The following is a 19,703-nucleotide window of genomic DNA, read 5'->3' as shown; positions in this document are numbered from 1 at the left end:
CTCGAGGCGCTCAGCACCGTCACGAAGGCCGATCTGGGTGCCGAGGGGCTCGACGGCGCGCCGGTGTTCCTCGGACAGTATCTCTCGGGGCTGAACCTCTGCACCCCAGAGGAAGAGGTCGAGCTCTACGCGCAGGCGCTGAACATCTGCAGCCTGCTCAACAAGGGCAACGGCGACACCGTCTTCTTCAAGCCGCACCCGACCTTCTCGACCGGGCTGCTGCATGCACTCAAGACCTCGCCCAGGCTGCGCGACTTCAACCTGCGCATCCTCGACACCGGCCCGCTGATGGAGGAATTCCTGATGCACTACCGGCCGGCCTTCATCGCCTCGGTGTTCTCCACCGGGCTCGCCACCGCGCGCGAGATGTTCGGCATCGAGGCCTACAGCTACGACACCCTGCCCTTCCTGCAGCGGCTGAAGCCCTACGAGAACAGCAACCGCGTGCCCGCGGCGCTGATCCACTACGGCTTCCCCGAGATCGCCAGCCGCCGCGCCGAGCTGCCGCTCGAGACCCTGCAGGCCAAGATCGACCTGCTCTCCGCCGGAATGCAGCCCAAGCTGCTGGCCCGCACCCAGGCCGAGAAGACCGCGCTGCTGGCCCTGCCGGAAGAGCCCGAGGACCCGATCGAGAGCGCCGCCCGCGCCCGCATCGCCAAGCTGGACGCGCTCGACCACGCGAGCTTCCGGCAATGCGCGATCCGCGGCCGGCGGGTCGAGGCCTCGAGGCTCTACCCCGAGGTGCAGATCCCGGCGCCGGTGACGGTCAGCGCCCCGGCGCCCGCGGCCCGGCCCGCCGAGCGCCCGCTCGACAAGGCCGAGCGCCTGCTGGCCGAGGGCGAGGCCACCGAGGCCTTCTTCATCTCCTTCAAGGCGCTGCGGAAGACCCCCGGATCGACCCGGCACATGAAGGTGCTGCGCGCCGCCAGCGAGACGCTGGGCGGGCTCTACCGGCACCAGTACGACGAGATCCGCCCGCTGCACGAGGCGGCGCTTGCCGCCACCGGGCAAGTCCCGGCGCCCGCGGCCTCGGCGCCGACCCCCGCCCCAGCGCAGGCGGCGGCAGCACCGGTGACCCCGACCGCGGCACCGGCACCGAAATCGCCGCCGAAACCCGCCCCGCACCGGCCCGCCGCCGCACCGGCCCCGCAAGCCAGGGGCGCGCGCGCGCTCGACAAGGCCGAGCGGCTGCTGGCCGAGGGCCAGGCCGCCGAGGCCTTCGAGATCTCGTACCAGGCACTGGAAAACACGCCGACCTCGAGCCGGCACATGAAGATAGTCGAGACCGCCGAAAAGGAGAGCGGCGGGCGCTACCGCGAGCGCAGCGACCGCATCCGCCCGCTGCACGAGGCGGCGGTGCGCGAGAAGAAGGGCAGCGCCCGGCGCAACCCGCCGAACGGCAGCGGCCGTCCCTCGTTCTGGAAGAAGCTGCGCTCCTGACACGGCCCGCGCGTCCAGGTGTCCCGGGCGCGCCTTTCGACCCTGAACAGGCCCGAACGCGCCCTGCCGGCCCTCAGCCGCGCAGCACGCGTCGCGCCAGGTGGCTGCCGAGACAGAGCGCCGCCTGCCCCCGTGACAGCTGCAGGTGGTCGCGGAACACCTCCCAGGTGCCCCGGGCCGAGCGCCACGGATTCGACGACAGCGAGCGCTCCTGCCGGTGGTAGATCGCCAGCGGTCGGTCGATGCCCACCGCCGGCCCGCGTTCGAGCAGGTCGAGCCAGAGCGCGTAGTCGTGCGACAGCGGAAAGTCCGGCATCGCCACCTTGCCCAGCACCGAGCTGTCGTAGATCGCGGTGAAGCAGCCGATGACATTGCCGTAGAGCAGTTCCGCCCGGGTCACCTGCGCCGGCACGTGGATGCGCCGGCGCTGGCCGCGGATGATCCGCCAGAAGCCGCAGTAGCCGAAGCTCGCGCCGGTCGCCTGCAGGTGGGCGAGCTGCTCCGAGAGCTTCTCGGGCAGCCATTCGTCATCGGCGTCGAGATAGGCGATGTAGCGCCCGCGCGCCTCTGCCAGCCCGCGGTTGCGGGCCGCCGCCGCCCCGGCGTTTCGCGGCGAGATCACCGCCCGGATGCGCGGGTCCGAGGCCGCCGCGGCCTCGGCCAGCGCCGCGGTGCCGTCGCGCGAGCCGTCGTCGACCACCAGCAGTTCCCAGTCCGGGAAGCTCTGGTTGCGCACCGATTCCACGGCGCGCGACAGGAAGGCCTCGGCATTGTAGGCCGGCAGGATGACCGAGACCTGCGGCGGGTCGTTCCGGGGGGACATGGTCAGGCGCCCTGCCCCCCTCCGGCATCCTCGGCCAGCAGCTCGCGCAGGTAGCGCCCGTAGGTGCTCTTGCCCATGGCCTCGGCGCCGCGTTCGAGCCCCGCCCGGTCGATCCAGCCGCGCCCGTAGGCGATCTCTTCGAGGCAGCCGGTCTGCATCGCCTGCCGGTTCTGCAGCGTGCGCACGAAGTTGCCAGCGTCGAGCAGGCTCTCGTGCGTGCCGGTGTCGAGCCAGGCGAAGCCGCGGCCCATGCGCTCGACCTGCAGCGCCCCCTCGTCGAGATAGGTGGTCAGCAGGTCGGTGATCTCGAGCTCGCCGCGGGCGCTGGGGGTGATGTCGCGCGCCCGGTCCGGCGCCGAGCCGTCGAGGAAGTAAAGCCCGGTCACCGCGAAGTTCGAGGGCGGCATCTCGGGCTTCTCGACAATCCGGGTCGCCCGGCCGTCGGCGTCCATCGCCACCACGCCGTACCGCTGCGGATCCGAGACGTGGTAGCCGAAGACCGTGCCGCCGGTCTCGCGCCCATCCGCCGCCGCCAGCAGCTCGGGCAGGCCGTGACCGAAGAAGATGTTGTCGCCGAGCACCATGCAGGACGGCGCGCCGTCGAGGAACGGCTCGGCCAGCAGGTAGGCCTGCGCCAGACCCTCGGGCCTGGGCTGCGCGATGTAGCTGAGCGAGAGCCCCCACTGGCTGCCGTCCCCCAGCGCGCGCTGGAACTGGGCGGCGTCCTGCGGCGTGGTGATCACCGCGATCTCGCGGATGCCCGCCAGCATCAGCACGCTCAGCGGGTAGTAGATCATCGGCTTGTCGTAGACCGGCATCAGCTGCTTGGACACCGCCACCGTGATCGGGAACAGCCGCGATCCGGTGCCGCCGGCCAGAATGATCCCCTTGCGCGCCGTCATCGGCTTTCCTCCTCTGCGATCTGTTGCAGCATGGTGGCGAGCCCCGCCTTCCAGTCGGGCCTGTCGAGGCCGAAGATACGTTTCGTGGCGGAACAGTCGAGCCGTGAATTGAGCGGACGCACCGCCGGGGTCGGATAGGCGCTGGTGGGAATGTCCTCGACGGCGCAGGAGATGCCGGCCCGGGCAAAGATCTCGCGCGCGAAATCCGCCCAGCTGACGTCGGGAGCGCCGCGGTAGTGAGAGAGCCCGCTGTCTTCGGGTCTGGTTTGCAGCTGCGCCGCGATGGCGGCACAGGCCCGCGCGATGTCGCCCGCGAAGGTCGGCCCGCCCACCTGGTCGGCGACGATGGTGAGCCTGTCGCGCTCGCGTCCGAGCCGCAGCATGGTGCGGGGGAAGTTCGCGCCATGGGCCGAGAACACCCAGCTGGTGCGCAGGATGGCATGGGCGCCCCCTGCCCCGGCCACCGCCTCTTCACCGGCCAGCTTGGTGCGGCCGTAGGCGTTTGGCGGCGCCACGGGGTCGTCGGGCGTATGCGGCTCTGTTCCGGCCCCGTCGAAGACGTAGTCGGTCGAGATCTGCACGAAGGGCAGCCCCAGCTCGGCGGCGGCGCGGGCCATGACGCCCGGCGCCTCGGCGTTGAGCAGATGCGCCTCGGCCTCCTCGCTCTCGGCCTTGTCCACCGCCGTCCAGGCGGCGGCGTTGATCACCGCGGTGCAGGGAATGTCGCGCAGCGCCGCGGCGCAGGCCTGCGGGTCGCGCAGGTCCATCGCCTCGCGCCCCAAGCAGCGCATCCCCGGCAGGGCGGCCAGCTCGCGGGCCACCTGCCCGCTGCGGCCCAGCACCAGCACCGTCATGCCGCGCCCCCCACCGTCTTCAGGCCCAGGCGCTGGCCGACACCCTCGCGGGCCTGCAGCGCCTGCCACCAGTCGCGGTTGTCGAGATACCATTGCACGGTGCGTTCGAGCCCCTGCTCGAGCGTCACCGAAGGCCGCCAGCCCAGCTCGTCGCGGATCCGGGTCGGGTCGATGGCATAGCGCAGGTCGTGGCCGGGGCGGTCGGTCACGAAGGTGATGAGCCCGGCATAGGGCGCCTCGCCCGGCGCCAGCCGGTCGAGCACGGCGCAGATCGTCCGCACGAGGTCGAGGTTGCTGCGCTCGGCGTCGCCGCCGATGTTGTAGCTCCGGCCCACCTTGCCGGTGGTGAGCACCGTCAGCAGCGCCACCGCGTGATCCTCGACATAGAGCCAGTCGCGGACGTTCTCGCCCTTGCCGTAGATCGGGATGGGCTTGCCCGCGAGCGCGTTCAGGATCACCACCGGGATGAGCTTTTCGGGGAAGTGGTAGGGGCCGTAGTTGTTCGAGCAGTTGGTCAGCACCACCGGCAGGCCATAGGTCTCGTGCCAGGCCCGAACGAGATGGTCCGAGGCCGCTTTCGAGGCGGAATAGGGACTGTTCGGCGCATAGGGCGTGTCTTCGGTGAAGCGCTCGGGCGCCCCCGCCCCGCCGGGCAGCGTGCCGAAGACCTCGTCGGTCGAGACATGGTGGAAGCGGAAGCTCTCGGGCCTGCCCTGCGCCTCCCAGAAGGCCCGCGCTGCCTGCAGCAGCGTGTAGGTGCCGGTGACATTGGTGTCGATGAAGGCCCCGGGCCCGTCGATCGAGCGGTCCACGTGGCTTTCGGCGGCAAGATGCAGCACCGCCTCGGGGCGGTGGGTGGCGAAGATCCGGTCGAGCGCCTCGCGGTCGCGGATGTCGGCCCGCTCGAAGGCATAGCCCGGGGCATCCGCCACCGGGGCCACGTTGTCGAGACAGGCGGCGTAGGTCAGGGCGTCGAGGTTGATCACCTCGTGGCCGTCGGCGACGGCACGGCGCACCACCGCCGAGCCGATGAACCCGGCCCCGCCGGTTACGAGAATGCGCATGTCAGCTCAGCTCCTGCTCGTCGAAAGGCGTCTCGAACGCGGCGAACGCCGGGGCCTCGGCGTCCTTGGCCGAGAGGATCGCCTGCGCCGGGTCGATGCCCCAGTCGATGGCAAGATCCGGGTCCGCCCAGAACACCGGACGCTCGGTGTCGGGCGCGTAGCTGTCCGAGCACTTGTAGATCACCAGCGTGTCGGGCTCGCGGGTGACGAAGCCGTGCAGGAAGCCCCTGGGCACCAGCAGCTGGCGGCCGTTCTCGGCCGAGAGCTCCACGCCCACCCACTGGCCGTAGGTTTCGGAGTCGCGGCGCACATCCACCGCCACGTCGAAGATGGCGCCCTGCGCCACGCGCACCAGCTTGTCCTGCGCGCGCGGCGGGGCCTGGCAATGCAGCCCCCGGACCACGCCCACATCGCGGCTGAGCGACTGGTTGTCCTGAACGAACTCGATATCGATGGCGTGCCCCCTCAGGGTGTCACGGTTCCAGACTTCGGAAAAATGTCCGCGCGCGTCTCCGAACCGGTTGGGCGTGACAATAACCACCCCCGGCAAGCGCGTTGCTTCAATCAACAAAAAAATACCCTCCAGACAATGAACAAACCTGCCCTGCACGGACGATAACAGTCCACTGCCTGCGAGTCATCCACCCCGAGCGCCGCGGGGCGGTTCCCCGTCACTCCGGGTAGAAGAGCTCGAAATCCTGCGCAAAGCGGCGGCGGATCAGCGCCTCGACCGCAGGCGTCAGCTCGCCGTTGGCATCCTCGCCGGCGCCGCCGCGCACGTTCTTCTGCGGCAGCTCGCCCAGGTCGCGGCCGCAGCGCATCTGCACCTCGTAGCGCACGTGCTCCCAGTCGGTGTCGGTGTGTTCGACCCGGCCGACGAAATCCGGCATCAGCCGGCCGTTGTGCAGCAGGATCGAGGCCTGCGAGCGCACGTGGATGTCGCAGCGCTCGTCCGGCAGCTCGGCCACGCGGGCGACGAAATCGGCAAAGTCCATGCCCCGGACCAGCCCCATGTCGACGAAGCCCCGGGTCAGTTCCTCGTTCTCGATGAGCTTGTTGTTCCAGCACGAGTAGAGCCGCGCCACCGGGTGGCGGACGAAGCTGAAGATCCAGGCGTCGCGGGTGCCGGCGGTGTGCTGGAAGGTGCCCGGCGACATGATCCGCGCGTGGCTGTTGTCGAGCTGCACCCAGTAGCGGTCGTTGGCCGCCGACATGCCCTCGATGCGGGGCAGGGCGAAGCGCCGCGCGAGCGCCGCGCGGATCGAGGAGTTCGCCGCCTTGGGCACCCGCAGGTAGGCCAGCCGGTGTTCGGGCAGCCAGATGACGTGACGGTCACTCAGGGGGACGAGGCGGTCCGTGGTCCGCCGGAATAGGCTGCTCAGCATTCGTCTTCGAACCTCTTTGCGGGCGATTTCAGGTGTCACATCCCGGCGGGTAATTCAAGCCGCCGCCGGGGCGGGCCCGCCGAACACGAAGGCCAGCGCCGCCCGCGGCGAGGCAAAACGGTGCCGGTGGCGCCAGGCGTAGAGCGGCAGGATCGCCGCCGCGCGCCAGCCGAAGACCCGCAGCAGCACCGCGCGGCGGGCCTGCATCAGCTCCGGGTCGCGCCAGTCGTCGCCGGTGCTGGGGTGCGGATGGCTGCCCGCCACGACGGGCAGCGACAGGCCGCGCGCGCCGGCCTTCAGCAGGTCGGTGACGAAGATGTAATCCTCGCCCGTGGGCAGCGGCGCGCCGACGCCGAAGCCCGGATCGAAGCGCACCCCCCGCCGGCGCACCGCGGCGCGGCGGACCATGAACTCGGGCGCGCAGACCCGGCCGCTGTTGTAGAGGCTGAGCCGGTGCAGCACGTGGCGGCGGTGGCCGCGCGGCGGCAGGGTCTCGCGCCGCCAGCCGGCCACGAGGTCGAGCCGGTCGTCGCCGCGCAGCACGTCGCGCAGCAGCAGCAGCCCGCGCGGTTCGAGCACGAGGTCGTCGTCGGAGAAGGCGAGATAGGGATCCTCGGCAAGCTCGAGCGCGGCGTTGCGGCTGTTCGAGAGCCCGCGCCCCGGCAGCGGCACGATGCGCAGGTCGTCCCGCGCGAGCAGCTCCGGCGCAAAGCCCGCATCCGCCGGGCCGCGCGCCTCCTGCACCAGCAGCAGGTAGCGCAGGCCGGGGCAGGGCGGCGGCAGCACCAGCCCCGCGCGGCGGTCGGTCATGGCCGAGATCGCGACCGTCAGGCCATCAACGCTGTCACTCATGAACGGGGCCGTCTTTCCGGGATCGGGTGTCGGGGAAGGGGCGTTTCGCGCGCGAAACATTCCCCAAGATAGGGCCTATTTCCCGGCCAGCCAGGCCTCGAGCCGCTGCCGCAGCTCTTCGGTGACACCGGCGCCCGAGAGCACGATCTCGCCGCGGTCCTCCTGCCAGTGCAGTTCGACCGGACCCGAGATGCGACCCTGTTTCGGCGCCTCGGGGCGTTTCGCGCGCGAAACGGCGGGGGTCTTCAGCGCCTTGCGGATGGCCTCCTGCTCGGCCTCGGCGCTCTCGGGCGCGGCCTTGTCGAGCGCCGCCGCCAGCCGCGCCTCGAAGCCCGGATCCTCGCGCAGCGCCTTGGCCATCTCGAGCCCGATGCGCTCGCCCAGCGAGGCCGGGAAGCGCAGCAGCGCGTCGAGCCGGCGCACCAGTTCGGCGAAGCTGCGGATCTTCGACCGGCGCGGCCGCGAGGCCGAGGCGTAGAGCGCCGAGAGCGCCGCCTCGTCATGCTCGAAGGCCCCAGCCTCGACCGCCTTGGTGGCGATGCGGGCGCGCTCGTAGTAGCTGAGCCCGAGCCGGATCTCGTTCTCCTCAACCATCGAGACATAGGCCTCGCCCGCCGCCTGCGGCGGCCGGATGCGGGCCAGCACGGTCGAGAACCGCGCCTCGCCGGTCTCGTCGAAGAGCGCGCGCAGCGACGACAGCCGCCGCCAGCCCGAGATCAGCCCGTAGCGGGGCTCGCGGCCCTCGCCGAGATCCACCACCTCGATGGCCATCTGCTGGCCGCGGGCGCGCAGGCTCTCGCGCAGGGACTGCTGGTCCTCCTCGGGCACCGAGAGGCGGTCGCGCACCAGGTAGCCCGGGTCGATCTCGGAAAGCGGCAGCGGCTGGATCAGCCGGCCCTCGCGGCGGGCCTCGGTGATCAGCGCGGTCACCTCCTCGAAGGCGGCGTTGCGGGCGGCCCCGCCGGCCACCTGCGCGATCGGCGGGCTCGACGCCGCCGACAGCGACGGCCGCGTCGGGGAGGGCCCGCCAGAGGGGGCAGGGGCGGGCGTGGGGGAAGCCTCCGGGGACGCGGTCGGGGCAGGGGAGCCGCCGAGGAAATCCGGGCTCGCCGGGGTCAGTCGCTTGCGCTTGGCCATGTCTCTCTCCTCACTCCGCCGCCTGGGCCTCGGCCAGCTCGTCGCGGCGCCAGGCCCCGAGCAGCAGCGTCTTGAAGGCCGCGTAGGTCTTGTCGAAGGTCTCGCGCCCGCGGGCATAGGTCATACGGTTGAAGTCGCGGTAATCGGCCTCGTAGATGCCGTTCACCTGCTCGCCCGCCTGCCCGATGAGCGCGGTGAAATCCTGCCGGTGGGGCGACAGCGTGCGCCCGAGATAGGCCTGGATCAGCCCCGCCAGCTCGGCCTGCTGGGCGTCGTCGTAGCGGGTGACCACCGCCTGCACCGCGTCCCACTCGAAGGCCATCTCGGTGCGCCCCAGCGCCCGGGCGGCCATGTTCTCGCTCTCCTCGATCGAGGCGAAGGTCGAGTGCAGCATGTCGAAGAAACGCCCCGTCGAGTCGAACTCGAGGAAGCTCGCCCCGAGCGGCACCAGCAGGATGTCCGCCGCCGCCAGCCCGTTGATCGTCAGGTAGCCGAGCGCCGGGGGGGTGTCGATGAAGACGAGGTCGTACTCGTCGAGGATGCCGTCCGCCTCGAGCATGTCGGTGAGCGCGTCCCAGAGCTTCCAGCCCTGGCCCTGGATGCGCCAGACCGGGATCTGGAACTCGGCCCAGTAGAGGTTGAGCTGCGCGCCCAGGAGGTCGATGTTGGGCCAGTGGGTCTTCTGCACGAGATCGCGGGTGCCGAGGGTCAGCGCCTCGGACAGCGTCTCGTCGAGCGCCAGCGGCGCCTCGCCCCGGTCCATGCGCCGCTGGTTCACCTGCCGCAGGTGCAGCGCGTAATGCCGGGCGATGAGCGGGAAGGCCGTCTGCCATTCGTCCGCCACCTTGCCGCCGAAGATCGAGGTCATCGAGCCCTGGCTGTCGAGGTCGAGCATCAGCACCTTGTAGCCGTCGAGCGCCGCCGACATCGCCAGATGCGCCGCGGTCGAGGTCTTGCCGACGCCGCCCTTGAAGTTGGCCACGGCCACGATCTTGGCGGGCAGGCCCTCGGGGCGGTAGGGGGCGTATTCCTTGGCCTTGGATCCCTCGGAGGCGAAATGCGCCCGGAGCCGCAGCACCTCGTCGAAGGTGAACCACTTGGCGCTGCCCGAGCTCGAGGACCGGCCCTGCGGCAGCTCGGGGTTCTGTCTCAGCACCCGGCGGAAATGTGCCTGCGCCACGGGGATCAGGTAGCGGGTGATCTCCCAGGTCGAGAACAGCCGCAGCGTCTTCTGGCCGTTCTCGTCCATGCCGCGCGAGGCGAGGTCCTGGCGGCCCTTGCCGCAGGCCTCGGCGATGGCCTGGAACTCGGCGGTGCCGATCTGCGGCGGCAGTTCTGCCAGCGCCTTGTCCGGGTTGATCCGGAAATAGGGGGGAAGGGTGTCTTCGGTCACGGAAACTGCTCGATGTGCTGTGTTTTTCTAAGTGTACCAAGAAAAGCGGCACATGGAAGCGTTTTGCGAACAAGTGCGTGTTTTCTTCGGAAAATCCCTTGGTTTTCAAGGCAACCTGCCACGTGCCCGATCCATCCCCAAGTTATTTTTCTGTTAGATATATGGTTACGGGACCGGGGCGCTGTCGCTAACCTGCCGCAATTTCAGGGTTTTTGCGCGCCTCGACCGACCCATGCGACTCTGAACCCACGATAGGGCGATTCCGATCCCACGCCAAAGCGACTCCGATCCCACGATCGCGGCGGGGGCGGGGCTGGACGGGGGCTGTGGATAAATCTACCCTTGGTGTAAATGAAAACACGATTCCCGCGACAGGCGGGACAGCGGCTCGGGCAGGCCGTCACGATACGGACAGGACAGTCATGGCACAGGGCACGGTACAGCCAGCCGGTCCGGGGTTGCTCCCCGACCGCTATCCCACCGCGGATTTCTTTCTCTGCGACATCTTCGACGCCCTGCCCAAGGACGACCTCGCGACCATGGAGCACCCGGTGTTCTCGCTGTCGACGCGGCCCGACCGGCGCATCCTCGAGTACGAGCACAACGGCGTGCAGATGACCGTGACCCCCTCGGTGCGGGGGCTCGCGACGATCCACGACAAGGACATCCTGATCTATTGCGTCAGCCAGCTGATGGCGGCGATCAACGCCGGCCGCGCGGTCAGCCGGACCCTGCACCTGCGCGCCCACGATCTGCTGGTCGCCAGCAACCGCGAGACCAGCGGCGACGGCTACAAGCGGCTGCGCGACGCTTTCGAGCGGCTGGCGGGCACCCGCATCACCACCAACATCGCCACCGGCGAGATCGAGGTCACCCGCGGCTTCGGCCTGATCGAGAGCTGGGAGATCGTGCGCCGCTCGCGGGGCGGGCGGATGATCAGCGTGGCGGTCACCCTGTCGGAATGGCTGTTCCGGGCGGTGATGGCGAAGTCGGTGCTGACGCTCTCGCGCGATTACTTCCGCCTGCGCAAGCCGCTCGAGCGCCGGATCTACGAGCTCGCCCGCAAGCATTGCGGCCGCCAGCCGGCCTGGACGGTCTCGGTCGACACGCTGCTGAAGAAGTCGGGCTCGGCCAGCCCGCGGCGGGTGTTCCGCAAGATGCTGCGCGACATGATCGCCGCCGGCCACCTGCCCGATTACGACATGACCGAGGAGCCGGGCGATCTCATCCGCTTCACCCAGAAGGGGGTGGTGGACGACGGCCCGCGCGGCCCGGCGCTGTCGCCGGACGTGCTGGACCGCGCCCGCGAGCTGGCCCCGGGCCGCGACGTCTACGCGCTCGAGGCCGACTGGCAGGACTACTGGCGTCGCAGCGGTCGCCCTGTCCTGCGCAACCCGGGCGCCGCCTTTCTCGGCTACGTCCGGACCCGGGTCGGGGGCGGCTGAGCGCCCGGCCTGTCGGACCCTGTCCTCAGTACCAGCGCCCGATGGCGATGAGCTCGGCGGTCTCGCTGCTGCGGGCCTCGGTCGACCACAGCGCGCAGCCCCATTGCGTGGGGCTCGACGAGCGCACGTTGGCCGGGTGACGAAGGGCGCGGCGTAGCTGGCGGTGAGCACGGCGCTGCGGAACAGGCTGCCATAGGCGCTGCCGACCGCGATGCCCGTCAGGGTGCGGGTGCAGATCTGGGTGCCGTCGGCATAGCGGACGTAATCGCCGTCGGCGTTGCTGCCGTGTTCGATCACCGCGCCGGTGGGAATGCCGGCGCTCTCGCCCACCGGGCCCAGCAGGTTGCCGGGGCCATAGCCCCAGTCCGCCCGCATCAGCCGGCCCGCGGTGGTGTCGGTGGCGCTCTGCTGGATCGCCGCGCCGGTGGCATGGCCGCTGGCGGCGTCGAGCCGCAGCGCCTCGGTCCAGGCGGTGCCGTCGGGGCTCACCTTCAGCGACAGGTCGTCATCTCCGGCCAGCCCGATCTCGGCCCGGCCCGACCAGCCGCTCTGCAGCACCACGCTGGCGGTGTCCGCCGGCGCCGCCTTGTTGATCCTGAGCCGGTGGTCGCTGCCGTCATGGCTGAAGCGGCTGGCATCGGCGGCGACCGCGAGCCGGGCGCCGCTGTCGGGGCTGGGGTTCACGCCGGTGCCGCCGCGGGTGGCGGTGAGCCCGGGCCGGGGCAGCGGCCCCCAGCCGGTGCCGTCGAAGAGCACCAGCGCGCCGGCGTCGCGGTCGTAGCCGATCCAGCCCGGGGCGGGCAGGTCGTAGCGCCAGCCGCTCTCGGTCATGGTGGCGATGCTGTGGTCGTGCCCGGACCACTCGGCCGCCGCGGGCGCGGCCACGATGTGGCGGTCGCCGGGGGCAGGCAGGCCCGGGGGCTCGGTCCGGTCGCGGTCGAGCACCGCGAGCTGCACGAGGCTGTCGAGGATCAGCAGGGCTTCGTTGTGGGTCACCGTCTTCTGGGCCTGCGAGGGCACCAGCAGCGGCAGGCCCAGATTGGGCAGGGTGTCGGGCATTGCGGCGGTCTCCCGGTCTGTCGTGACGGTCCTGTCGGGACGGCCGCGCCGGGCGGCCCCGCAGGGAGGTCTTGCCGGGGCAGGGTCGGGAAAAGCGGTTGAGACCCCGTCACCGCGCCGGGCGGGGCGTTAACCCTTGCGAAAGTTTCGCGCGCGAAACACCCGCCCCGACGGGGCAGGGCAGTGGTGGGGCAGGGCGAGCCCCCTCAGACCAGCACGATGCTGTGCACCAGCAGGTCGAGATCGGTCACGGTCTGGAAGACGATCTCGCTGTCGCCGAAATCCAGCACCGCCATCCCGTCGCGGATGCTGCCGAAGCGCGCCACCACCTCGGCCGCACTGGTGGCGCCCCCCACCAGCGCCGCGTCGAGGCAGAGCCGGTCATGCGCCTCGAAATCGCCGATCACGTCATGGCCATGGCCGGGGGCGAAGTGGAAGCTGTCGACGAGGCTGCCGCCGAACAGCAGGTCGTCGCCGGCGCCCCCCTCGAGCTCGTCCACGCCTTGCGAGGAATAGAGCGTGTCATGGCCCGCGCCGCCGCGCAGCGTGTCGTTGCCGGTGGCGCCGTAGAGCGCATCGTTGCCGGCGCCGCCGTCGAGACTGTCGTTGCCGAGATTGCCGTAGAGGCTGTCGTCACCGGCGTCGCCCCAGAGGAAGTCGTAGCCGAAGCCGCCCGAGAGGTAGTCGTTGCCGTCGCCGCCGTGCAGGTCATCCTGCCCCTCGCTGCCGTAGAGGTGGTCGTGGCCGTCGTCGCCCCAGAGCGTGTCCCAGCCGGTGCGCCCGATCACCGTGTCGTTGCCGCCGTCGCCATGCACGATGTCGACCCCGTCGCCGGGGCTGATCCAGTCGTCGCCGAGCCCGCCATGCACCTCGTCGACCCCGGTGTTGCCGAAGATCGTGTCGTTGCCCCCGCTCCCCGACAGGCGGTCGTGGCCGATGGTGCCGTCGAGCACGTCGGCCCCGTCGCCGCCCGTGCGCTCGGTCGAGGGCAGCCCCGCGGTGGTGACCACCGGCCGTGGCACCCGCGGCAGGCCCAGCATGTCGGTCTCCATGAAGTCGTCGTAGCCGAGGCTGCGGCCGTCGGCCGTGCGCAGCTCGAGCAGCTCGTCGCCGTAGCGGATCTCGGCGCCGGTGGCGGTGGCGGTGATCTCGAGCTGCGCGGTGGAATAGAGCCAGTCCCAGCCCGAGAGGTCGACCATGTCCTGCCCGGGGGTGAAGTCGGTGATCACGTCGCGGCTGCCGTCGGCGGCGAACACGAAGAGATCGGCCCCGGTGCCGCCGGTGAGCGTGTCGCTGCCCGCCCCGTCGAACAGCAGGTCGTCCCCGGCCCCGGCCGAGAGCGCCTCGGAGCGGTCGCCGCCCAGGTGCTGGCCGTCGTCGGGATCGGGCGCCCAGCTCAGGTGGGTGACGCCGGTCCCGGTCTCGGAGGTGACGAAGGCGTGCAGCACGCCCTCCGCCGCCACCAGCTCGAGCGCGTTGACGTTGTCGAGCCCGAGCGCGGTGCTGTCGGCGAGGCTCTGCAATTCCACCAGATGCCCGTCGGGCAGCAGGCTGAAGAGCGTGAGCCCGTCGTCGCTGCCGCCCGCCACCACGTAGACCGTGCCGTCGAGGGTGGCGGTGCGCAGCACCGACAAGCCCTGGAAGAAGCTGCCCCTGTCGTCGAGGGCCTGGCCCACGTGGCGGAGCGCGCCCGAGCCCGCCACCTCGAAGACCGAGATCGTGCCGGTGCCGGCGGCCCCCAGCAGCGCCATCACCTTGCCGCCGACCTCGGCGACCGCCAGCGCGGTGGGGGTGTTGATGCCGACCCCGTCGGCGGCGCCGATGCTGTCGCGCAGCACCAGCCGCCCGTCGGGGCGCAGGGTGAAGCTGCTGAGCCCGGCCTCCGAGGAGGAGGTGGCAAGCACCAGCGTGCCCTCGGCGGTCTCGACCGAGACCATGGCGACGGGGTCTGAGAGATAGGCGATGTCGCGGTCGCCCTGGTAGCGGAGTTCGGTGAGGTCGCCGCCCGCGTCGCGGGTCAGCACGCTGAGCCCCGGGCTGCCGTGCAGGGCGGCGATGAAGTACCGCGTGCCGCCGGCCCCGGTGGCGAGCAGATGCGCGAGATCGGCGGCGAGCCCGCTCTGGCCGGCGTAGAGATCGGTGGAGTGGCCGAAGGTGACGCCGCCGGTGCCGGCGGATCCGGCCCCGGCGGCGCTCTCGACCCGGTCGACCTGCGCCGCGTCGAGCCGCAGCACCATGCCGCGGGCGGCGAGGTCGACCGCGGCGGTGCCGTCGGCCTGCGCCGTCAGGAAGCGGAGCAGCCCGTTGCCGCCGAGCGCGAAGGCGTCGCGCGCCTGCCCCGCGCCCGCGTGCAGGTAGAGCCGCCCGGTCACCGGGTCGAACTGGATCTCGGGCGGGATCGCGCCCAGCCCGCCCACGCGGCCGTCGATATGGGTAGCCCGCCACTCGGTCATCGCATCGCCCCGGAAGGGGCCCCTCGCGGGGCCCGGTCACCGGCCCTGCTCGGGGCCGTCGCCTGTGCCGCCGGAGGGCCGTGCCGCTGCCGGAGACGGGACGGAGCATGGCGCGCCCGCGCGACCGCAAGCGGGCGGGCATCGCGGCAGGATCGTGGTCAATGCCGCGATTTCGGGTCGAATCTTAGGAAGTCATGTCAGCCGTGGCGGCGTCCGGGACCTGATCCGGGGCAGGGGCGCGCTACTTGCCGAGCCGCTCCATGTTCGCGAGGTGCAGCGCGATCGCGTCCTAAGTGTCGTCGAAGTCATGCTCCCGCCCGTTCTCGATCACCGTCCCCGGGCCGGAGACTGAGAAAACGGCCGCGTAACTAACGACAATCAGCTTCCGGCAAACCCGGCGCGGTTCAGATGCCGTATTTCGACACGAATGCGCTCTGGTTCTGCGAACCCTTCGGCAACCAGCCGCCGGGCGGCTTCGATGTCGACATAGCCTCGGCTATTTAGTTGCATCAGGGCCTGTCCTGTCTCGGTGAGCCTGGTCAGGATCATTGAATGCTGAAGGGGCTGGCTCATGGGGCGTCTCCTCGAAGCTGGTCTGGAATATGCTGAATTATCTATTTTTTAGATAATCTGAAAAGCAGATTACCGCTTGCGTCCAAAAGGGGTGGCGCAGCGACATGACGAAGACGATCAGAAGCACAGGTCATGTAGCTTTATGCGAGGCGCTGATCGACGCCCGGAAAGCCGCGGGCCTGACGCAGGCCGGACTGGCTGAGCGCCTCAAGTGCCATCAGTCTCTGGTTGCCAGAATCGAGAGTGGCGAGCGCCGGATTGATGTCGTTGAACTGGTGGTTCTTGCCCGTGCGATCGGTGTTGTGCCGTCCGTGATCCTGGAGCAGGTCGCGGGGGCGACCAAGCCAGATCATAGGATCTGACTTCATCTTCCCCAAAATATCCTCGGGGAGCGCCGTCAGGCGTGGAAGGTGAAAATACCACCGAACCGCGGATCAAAATTCTGAAACGCGATGTTTTCTTGAGGTTCTCTTGCAAAAACAGACGGATTCGGTAGTGTAGCCATACTTGGACTATGTACTTTCATATTGCCTTTAGGAATTTGGCTTGAAGGCTTTGCTTTAGGGTAACTGACATGAATTTTTTGACCAGATTTAGAAATTTGGCGATAGCGGGATTGCTCGGCGCAGGGGTGTTGCTTGGTGGATCTCAGCAGGCGAGCGCGGTCACGTTCGGCTTCGACAATATCGCAGGGGGAAGCACGGCGGGCGACGCCTATGCTTCGAATTTTAAGCTTGATGTGACTGACCTCGGCGCTGGAAAGGTACTTTTCCAGATCGTGAGCGCGGCCGCTCCGGCGATGAACTACTTTATCAGCACGATCTTCGTCGACAACTCTGCCCCGAGCTCGTTCTCGGACGTGCCGCTGAGCAGCGATGCCAGCACATCCGTTGGCAACGTTGCAATGGATCGCATCGGTGGTGGCACGCTGCCCCAAGGGACCAACGTCGGCTTCTCCTCCAACTTCATGTTCAAACGTGACGTGCCCGGAACCGGTAGTTCGATCCACCAAGGCGAAACCGCTGGCTTCATCTTCGATGTCGTTGGGGACTTCGCGTCGCTCATCGGTGCACTGACCTCGGGCGAACTGCGTTTCGGTCTCCATCTTCAGGGGCTTTCCGGTGGTGCGTCCGATTCTTATGTGAACTCGGTCACGCCGGTGCCGCTGCCGGCCGCAGGGATCCTGCTCATCGGTGCGCTGGGTGGGCTCGGGTTCGCCTCGCGTCGCAAGAAGCGGGTGGCGGTCTAATCAGCCATCGTCCCGTGGCAGACGCCGCAGGATGGGATTGGGCATATGAAGACCAAGGGCGGGCTGCGGCAAGTTGGCGCAGCCCGTTCTCATGTCTCGCGGAGTGTGAGCGCAATCTCCCGCGTATCGCGGCACCTTCCGGCCGGTGTCGCTGGCCGGAAGGCGCGGCGGGAGACTGCAGGCAGGGGGGCAAGACGGCGGAGCTACTTGCCGAGCCGCTCCATGTTCTCGACGTGCAGCGCGATGGCGTCCTCGATGTCGTCGAAGTAATGCACCTGCCCGTTCTCGATCACCGCGCCGGCGTCGCAGAGGTTGCGCACCTCGCCCATCGAGTGGGTCACCACGATGGCCCCCGAGCGCTGCATGCGGTCCTTGAAGACCTGGGCGCTGCGGCTGCGGAACGAGCGGTCGCCCACCGAGGTCACCTCGTCCACCAGGTAGGTGTCGAACTGGATGCCCATGGAGATGCCGAAGGCCAGGCGCGAGCGCATCCCCGAGGAATAGCTGCGCACCGGCATGTAGAGATGGTTGCCGAGCCCCGCGAAGCCCGCCACGAAATCCAGCAGCTCGTCGGTGTCGACACCGTAGATGCGGGCGATGAAGCGGGTGTTCTGCGCCCCGGTCAGGTCGCGGTGGAAGCTGCCGGCGAAGCCCACCGGGAACGAGATCTCGCCATTGCTGCGCACCCGGCCGGAATCGGCGCCCATGTTGCCGGCGATGATCTGCAGCAGCGTCGACTTGCCCGCGCCGTTGCGGCCCATCAGCGCCACCGCCTTGCCCGTCGGGAAGGTCATGTTGAGGTTGCGCGTGATGTACTTGCGGCCGCCACGGACCGGAAAACTCTTGGTCAGGTTCTCCAGGACGATCATGCCGCCGGCCTCACTTGCGGTCGCGCAGCGAGTAGTAGATCAGCGCCAGGATGCTCCAGGCCACGGTCGTGAGCAGCACCACCAGCGCCATGATCAGCGCCCGGCGCGGGTATTCCGCGCGTTCCGCCAGCGTCGGCTGCACGAAGGCGGCGAGGTAGCGGCTCTGGCGCTGCGCCTCGGCCTGCGCGGTGTCGAAGTTCGACAGGGCGCCGGTGTATTTCTGCTCGGCGAACTGGCGCTCGACGGTGAGCCGCTCGAACTCGGCCACGATGGTGGGATAGTCGGTGGCGGGATCGCCGCCGCCGCCGAACTTGGCGCGCTCCTGCTCGATGCGGCTGCGGATCGCGGTGATGCGCTGCTCGGCCTGGGCGATGCGCGGATCGCCGGGCTGGGCGTTGTCGCGCAGCAGGTCGTAGTCGATCAGCTCGTTGCCGAGCTGCTGCTGCAGGGTGGTGAGCAGGCCCATCTGGATCTGGATGTCGGCGCTGGGGTCGACGATCTGGTTCTGGGTGCGGTAGGCGGTCAGCGCCTGGCGCGCCTCGGTGAGCTGCTGCTGCGCCAGCGCGAGCTCCTCGCGGGCGTAGCGCATGGTGTCTTCGCGGGCGATGGCCGAGAGCGCGTTGATCATCCGCGTGCTCTGCCGGAAGATCTCGGTGGCGACGGCCTGCGCCTCCTCGGGGGTGAAGGCCAGCGACTTCAGCTCGATCAGCCCGGTGCCCGGGGCGTAGGAGATCTGCACCACCCGCTGCCAGTAGTTCACCAGGTCCTCGATGCTGGCATCGGGGGCCAGCGAGAACACCGGATCGTCGTCGTGGTGGCGCGAGTAGAGCGCGCGCAGGTCGAGCGCCTCGTCCACCTGCTTCACCAGCTCCTGCGACTGGATGAACTCGTAGAGCACGTCGCTGTCAGAGGAGCTCGACGAGGACAGGCTGGCGAGCCCGCCGATCAGGTCGACCGCCGAGGGCGCCTCCTCGCGGCGCACGGTGAAGCCCATGTGCGAGGCATACTGGTCCTGGGCCTGGGTCCAGAGATACCAGGCGGCGGTGAGCGAGGGCAGCACCACCGCGAGCACGAAGCTCAGAACCAGCGCCAGGTGCCGCCGCTTCAGCCGGGCACGGCCGGCGGGCGGGGCGATCGGGGAAGAGGGCCGGGCGGGTTTCGGAGCGGCGGCTTTCGGCCGGGGAGTGTCCTCGGAAGCGTCCTGGGAAGCGGCAGGCGTGGCTGCTCCGGACGAGTCGGGTTGATCATGCTTCAAGTGTGTGCCCAAACTCTGCGCGGTCAAATGACGGTTCTGATCCTATATAAAGCAGAAGAGTTCCAGCGGAAATGACGCAAACCGATCTGGCAGCGGTGCCCCCCGCGGCGGTGCCGCAGCTTCGCTACCGCACGTTGCGCACCATCGTGGCGCTCGTCCTTCGCGAGATGACAACCAGCTACGGGCGTTCGCCCGGGGGCTACCTCTGGGCCGTCGTGCAGCCTGTGGGCATGATCGTGATGCTCTCTGTCGCCTTCTCGCTGCTGCTGCGCTCGCCCTCGCTCGGCACCAGCTTCATCCTGTTCTACTCGACCGGCATTCTTCCGCTCAGGGTCTACCAGGAGGTCGCCGGCAGCGTCTCGAACGCGATGTCCTACAACAAGGCGCTGCTGGGCTACCCCCGCGTCACCTATGTCGACACGATGCTGGCTCGCGCCCTGCTGGCGCTGCTGACCCAGATCATGGTGATCGGGGTGGTGCTGCCGGCGATCTTCTATTTCGAGAACGTGCGCGAGATCGTCGACTTCGGCCCGATCCTCGCGGGCTTCGGGCTCTTTGCCCTGATGGGCTTCGGGGTCGGCGCGTTCAACTGCTTCATGTTCCTGATGTTTCCGCTGTGGAAGACGATCTGGAGCATCCTGACCCGGCCGCTGATGCTGTTCTCGGCGGTGCTCTACGTCTACGAGGACCTGCCGCGCGTGGCGCGCGAGTACCTGTGGTACAATCCGCTGGTGCACATCATGGGGATGGTGCGCAGCGGGTTCTACTCGGCCTACCACCCGCATTACATCTCGCTGCCCTACGTCTTCGTGTGGATCGCGGTGCCGATGTTCCTGGGCATGCTCCTGCTCAGACGACACAATCAGGACCTGCTGTTCCGCTGAGCGGCGGGATTATCACTTCATTTCACGGGGTCGAAAGAGTAATGCGTAAACAGCAGACAGTCAGGG

19 protein-coding genes and 1 pseudogene are annotated in these 19,703 nt (G+C 69.3%); 6 read left to right on the top strand and 14 right to left on the bottom strand.

The features are described 5' to 3' along the window. Positions 1 to 1,440, top strand: a 1,440-nt coding sequence (locus tag HC022_RS02765; RefSeq protein ID WP_217703862.1) for an alpha-2,8-polysialyltransferase family protein, incomplete at its 5' end; no start/stop codon positions are given. Positions 1,441 to 1,513: 73 nt separating this feature from the next. Here the strand turns inward: HC022_RS02765 and HC022_RS02760 are convergent. From HC022_RS02760 to HC022_RS02720, 9 genes are all read right to left on the bottom strand, one after another. Continuing rightward, positions 1,514 to 2,263, bottom strand: a complete 750-nt coding sequence (locus HC022_RS02760) for a glycosyltransferase family 2 protein (protein WP_167451243.1) — start codon at positions 2,261 to 2,263, stop codon at positions 1,514 to 1,516. Between the two features lie 2 nt (positions 2,264 to 2,265). Then, a complete protein-coding gene (gene rfbA / locus HC022_RS02755) occupies positions 2,266 to 3,165 on the bottom strand; it encodes a glucose-1-phosphate thymidylyltransferase RfbA (protein WP_008886406.1) in 900 nt (299 codons plus the stop codon). Continuing rightward, positions 3,162 to 4,019 carry a dTDP-4-dehydrorhamnose reductase gene (rfbD, locus tag HC022_RS02750; protein WP_167451242.1) on the bottom strand — a complete coding sequence of 286 codons (858 nt, stop codon included), beginning with the start codon at positions 4,017 to 4,019 and terminating at the stop codon, positions 3,162 to 3,164. The genes rfbA and rfbD overlap by 4 nt, the downstream gene beginning before the upstream one ends. Further along, positions 4,016 to 5,083 (bottom strand): dTDP-glucose 4,6-dehydratase, encoded by a 1,068-nt coding sequence (gene rfbB / locus HC022_RS02745; RefSeq protein WP_167451241.1) that lies wholly within the window; start codon positions 5,081 to 5,083, stop codon positions 4,016 to 4,018. The genes rfbD and rfbB overlap by 4 nt, the downstream gene beginning before the upstream one ends. Position 5,084: 1 nt before the next feature. Next, positions 5,085 to 5,654, bottom strand: a complete 570-nt coding sequence (gene rfbC, locus HC022_RS02740) for a dTDP-4-dehydrorhamnose 3,5-epimerase (protein WP_040384557.1) — start codon at positions 5,652 to 5,654, stop codon at positions 5,085 to 5,087. A gap of 100 nt (positions 5,655 to 5,754) precedes the next feature. Beyond that, positions 5,755 to 6,468 (bottom strand): sulfotransferase family 2 domain-containing protein, encoded by a 714-nt coding sequence (locus HC022_RS02735; RefSeq protein WP_167451240.1) that lies wholly within the window; start codon positions 6,466 to 6,468, stop codon positions 5,755 to 5,757. A 54-nt stretch (positions 6,469 to 6,522) separates the two neighbouring features. Next, positions 6,523 to 7,320 (bottom strand): glycosyltransferase family A protein, encoded by a 798-nt coding sequence (locus tag HC022_RS02730; RefSeq protein ID WP_167451239.1) that lies wholly within the window; start codon positions 7,318 to 7,320, stop codon positions 6,523 to 6,525. A 75-nt stretch (positions 7,321 to 7,395) separates the two neighbouring features. Next, positions 7,396 to 8,457, bottom strand: a complete 1,062-nt coding sequence (locus HC022_RS02725; protein ID WP_167451238.1) for a nuclease — start codon at positions 8,455 to 8,457, stop codon at positions 7,396 to 7,398. A gap of 10 nt (positions 8,458 to 8,467) precedes the next feature. Then, on the bottom strand, positions 8,468 to 9,850 hold the full coding sequence (locus tag HC022_RS02720) for an AAA family ATPase (RefSeq protein ID WP_008886415.1): 1,383 nt from the start codon (positions 9,848 to 9,850) through the stop codon (positions 8,468 to 8,470). 422 nt (positions 9,851 to 10,272) lie between these two features. On the opposite strand from HC022_RS02720, the gene HC022_RS02715 reads away from it, so the two are divergent. Continuing rightward, positions 10,273 to 11,295 carry a replication initiator protein A gene (locus HC022_RS02715; RefSeq protein ID WP_167451237.1) on the top strand — a complete coding sequence of 341 codons (1,023 nt, stop codon included), beginning with the start codon at positions 10,273 to 10,275 and terminating at the stop codon, positions 11,293 to 11,295. Positions 11,296 to 11,692: 397 nt separating this feature from the next. After that, on the top strand, positions 11,693 to 12,076 hold the full coding sequence (locus HC022_RS02710; protein WP_167451236.1) for a hypothetical protein: 384 nt from the start codon (positions 11,693 to 11,695) through the stop codon (positions 12,074 to 12,076). Positions 12,077 to 12,087: 11 nt separating this feature from the next. Here the strand turns inward: HC022_RS02710 and HC022_RS29770 are convergent. From HC022_RS29770 to HC022_RS02695, 3 genes and pseudogenes are all read right to left on the bottom strand, one after another. Beyond that, positions 12,088 to 12,354: pseudogene (locus HC022_RS29770) on the bottom strand (DUF2793 domain-containing protein); the annotation flags it as partial. Between the two features lie 206 nt (positions 12,355 to 12,560). Beyond that, positions 12,561 to 14,807, bottom strand: a complete 2,247-nt coding sequence (locus tag HC022_RS02700; protein WP_167451235.1) for a calcium-binding protein — start codon at positions 14,805 to 14,807, stop codon at positions 12,561 to 12,563. Between the two features lie 378 nt (positions 14,808 to 15,185). Then, positions 15,186 to 15,380 carry a hypothetical protein gene (locus tag HC022_RS02695; protein WP_167451234.1) on the bottom strand — a complete coding sequence of 65 codons (195 nt, stop codon included), beginning with the start codon at positions 15,378 to 15,380 and terminating at the stop codon, positions 15,186 to 15,188. A 104-nt stretch (positions 15,381 to 15,484) separates the two neighbouring features. Here HC022_RS02695 and HC022_RS02690 point away from each other — a divergent pair, with 104 nt between their 5' ends. Together HC022_RS02690 and HC022_RS02685 are read left to right on the top strand one after the other, a co-directional pair. Further along, a complete protein-coding gene (locus HC022_RS02690; RefSeq protein ID WP_167451233.1) occupies positions 15,485 to 15,742 on the top strand; it encodes a helix-turn-helix transcriptional regulator in 258 nt (85 codons plus the stop codon). 212 nt (positions 15,743 to 15,954) lie between these two features. Further along, positions 15,955 to 16,629, top strand: a complete 675-nt coding sequence (locus HC022_RS02685; RefSeq protein ID WP_167451232.1) for a VPLPA-CTERM sorting domain-containing protein — start codon at positions 15,955 to 15,957, stop codon at positions 16,627 to 16,629. Positions 16,630 to 16,832: 203 nt separating this feature from the next. Here HC022_RS02685 and HC022_RS02680 read toward each other — a convergent pair whose 3' ends face one another. Then, positions 16,833 to 17,498 (bottom strand): ABC transporter ATP-binding protein, encoded by a 666-nt coding sequence (locus HC022_RS02680; protein WP_008886365.1) that lies wholly within the window; start codon positions 17,496 to 17,498, stop codon positions 16,833 to 16,835. Between the two features lie 10 nt (positions 17,499 to 17,508). After that, positions 17,509 to 18,753, bottom strand: coding sequence for a sugar transporter (locus HC022_RS02675; RefSeq protein ID WP_175583429.1), 1,245 nt, complete (start codon positions 18,751 to 18,753; stop codon positions 17,509 to 17,511). Between the two features lie 71 nt (positions 18,754 to 18,824). Between HC022_RS02675 and HC022_RS02670 the strand changes: the two genes are divergently transcribed. Beyond that, the gene (locus HC022_RS02670; protein ID WP_008886420.1) at positions 18,825 to 19,637 is read left to right on the top strand and encodes an ABC transporter permease; all 813 of its coding nucleotides are present in this window, start codon (positions 18,825 to 18,827) and stop codon (positions 19,635 to 19,637) included. The last annotated feature ends 66 nt before the right edge of the window (positions 19,638 to 19,703 follow it).

Origin of the sequence: Salipiger sp. HF18 (assembly GCF_011806505.1) — a bacterium.
Taxonomy (GTDB): Bacteria; Pseudomonadota; Alphaproteobacteria; order Rhodobacterales; family Rhodobacteraceae; genus Salipiger; species Salipiger thiooxidans.
This window is presented reverse-complemented; position numbering and strand designations above follow the sequence as displayed.

Excerpts from the sequence above, each read along its gene's own strand:
- HC022_RS02760 (WP_167451243.1), bottom strand. The coding sequence starts at position 2,263 with ATGTCCCCCCGGAACGACCCGCCGCAGGTCTCGGTCATCCTGCCGGCC.
- rfbA (WP_008886406.1), bottom strand. The coding sequence starts at position 3,165 with ATGACGGCGCGCAAGGGGATCATTCTGGCCGGCGGCACCGGATCGCGG.
- rfbD (WP_167451242.1), bottom strand. The coding sequence starts at position 4,019 with ATGACGGTGCTGGTGCTGGGCCGCAGCGGGCAGGTGGCCCGCGAGCTG.
- rfbB (WP_167451241.1), bottom strand. The coding sequence starts at position 5,083 with ATGCGCATTCTCGTAACCGGCGGGGCCGGGTTCATCGGCTCGGCGGTG.
- HC022_RS02735 (WP_167451240.1), bottom strand. The coding sequence starts at position 6,468 with ATGCTGAGCAGCCTATTCCGGCGGACCACGGACCGCCTCGTCCCCCTG.
- HC022_RS02730 (WP_167451239.1), bottom strand. The coding sequence starts at position 7,320 with ATGAGTGACAGCGTTGATGGCCTGACGGTCGCGATCTCGGCCATGACC.
- HC022_RS02725 (WP_167451238.1), bottom strand. The coding sequence starts at position 8,457 with ATGGCCAAGCGCAAGCGACTGACCCCGGCGAGCCCGGATTTCCTCGGC.
- HC022_RS02715 (WP_167451237.1), top strand. The coding sequence starts at position 10,273 with ATGGCACAGGGCACGGTACAGCCAGCCGGTCCGGGGTTGCTCCCCGAC.
- HC022_RS02700 (WP_167451235.1), bottom strand. The coding sequence starts at position 14,807 with ATGACCGAGTGGCGGGCTACCCATATCGACGGCCGCGTGGGCGGGCTG.
- HC022_RS02695 (WP_167451234.1), bottom strand. The coding sequence starts at position 15,380 with ATGAGCCAGCCCCTTCAGCATTCAATGATCCTGACCAGGCTCACCGAG.
- HC022_RS02690 (WP_167451233.1), top strand. The coding sequence starts at position 15,485 with ATGACGAAGACGATCAGAAGCACAGGTCATGTAGCTTTATGCGAGGCG.
- HC022_RS02685 (WP_167451232.1), top strand. The coding sequence starts at position 15,955 with ATGAATTTTTTGACCAGATTTAGAAATTTGGCGATAGCGGGATTGCTC.
- HC022_RS02680 (WP_008886365.1), bottom strand. The coding sequence starts at position 17,498 with ATGATCGTCCTGGAGAACCTGACCAAGAGTTTTCCGGTCCGTGGCGGC.
- HC022_RS02670 (WP_008886420.1), top strand. The coding sequence starts at position 18,825 with ATGACGCAAACCGATCTGGCAGCGGTGCCCCCCGCGGCGGTGCCGCAG.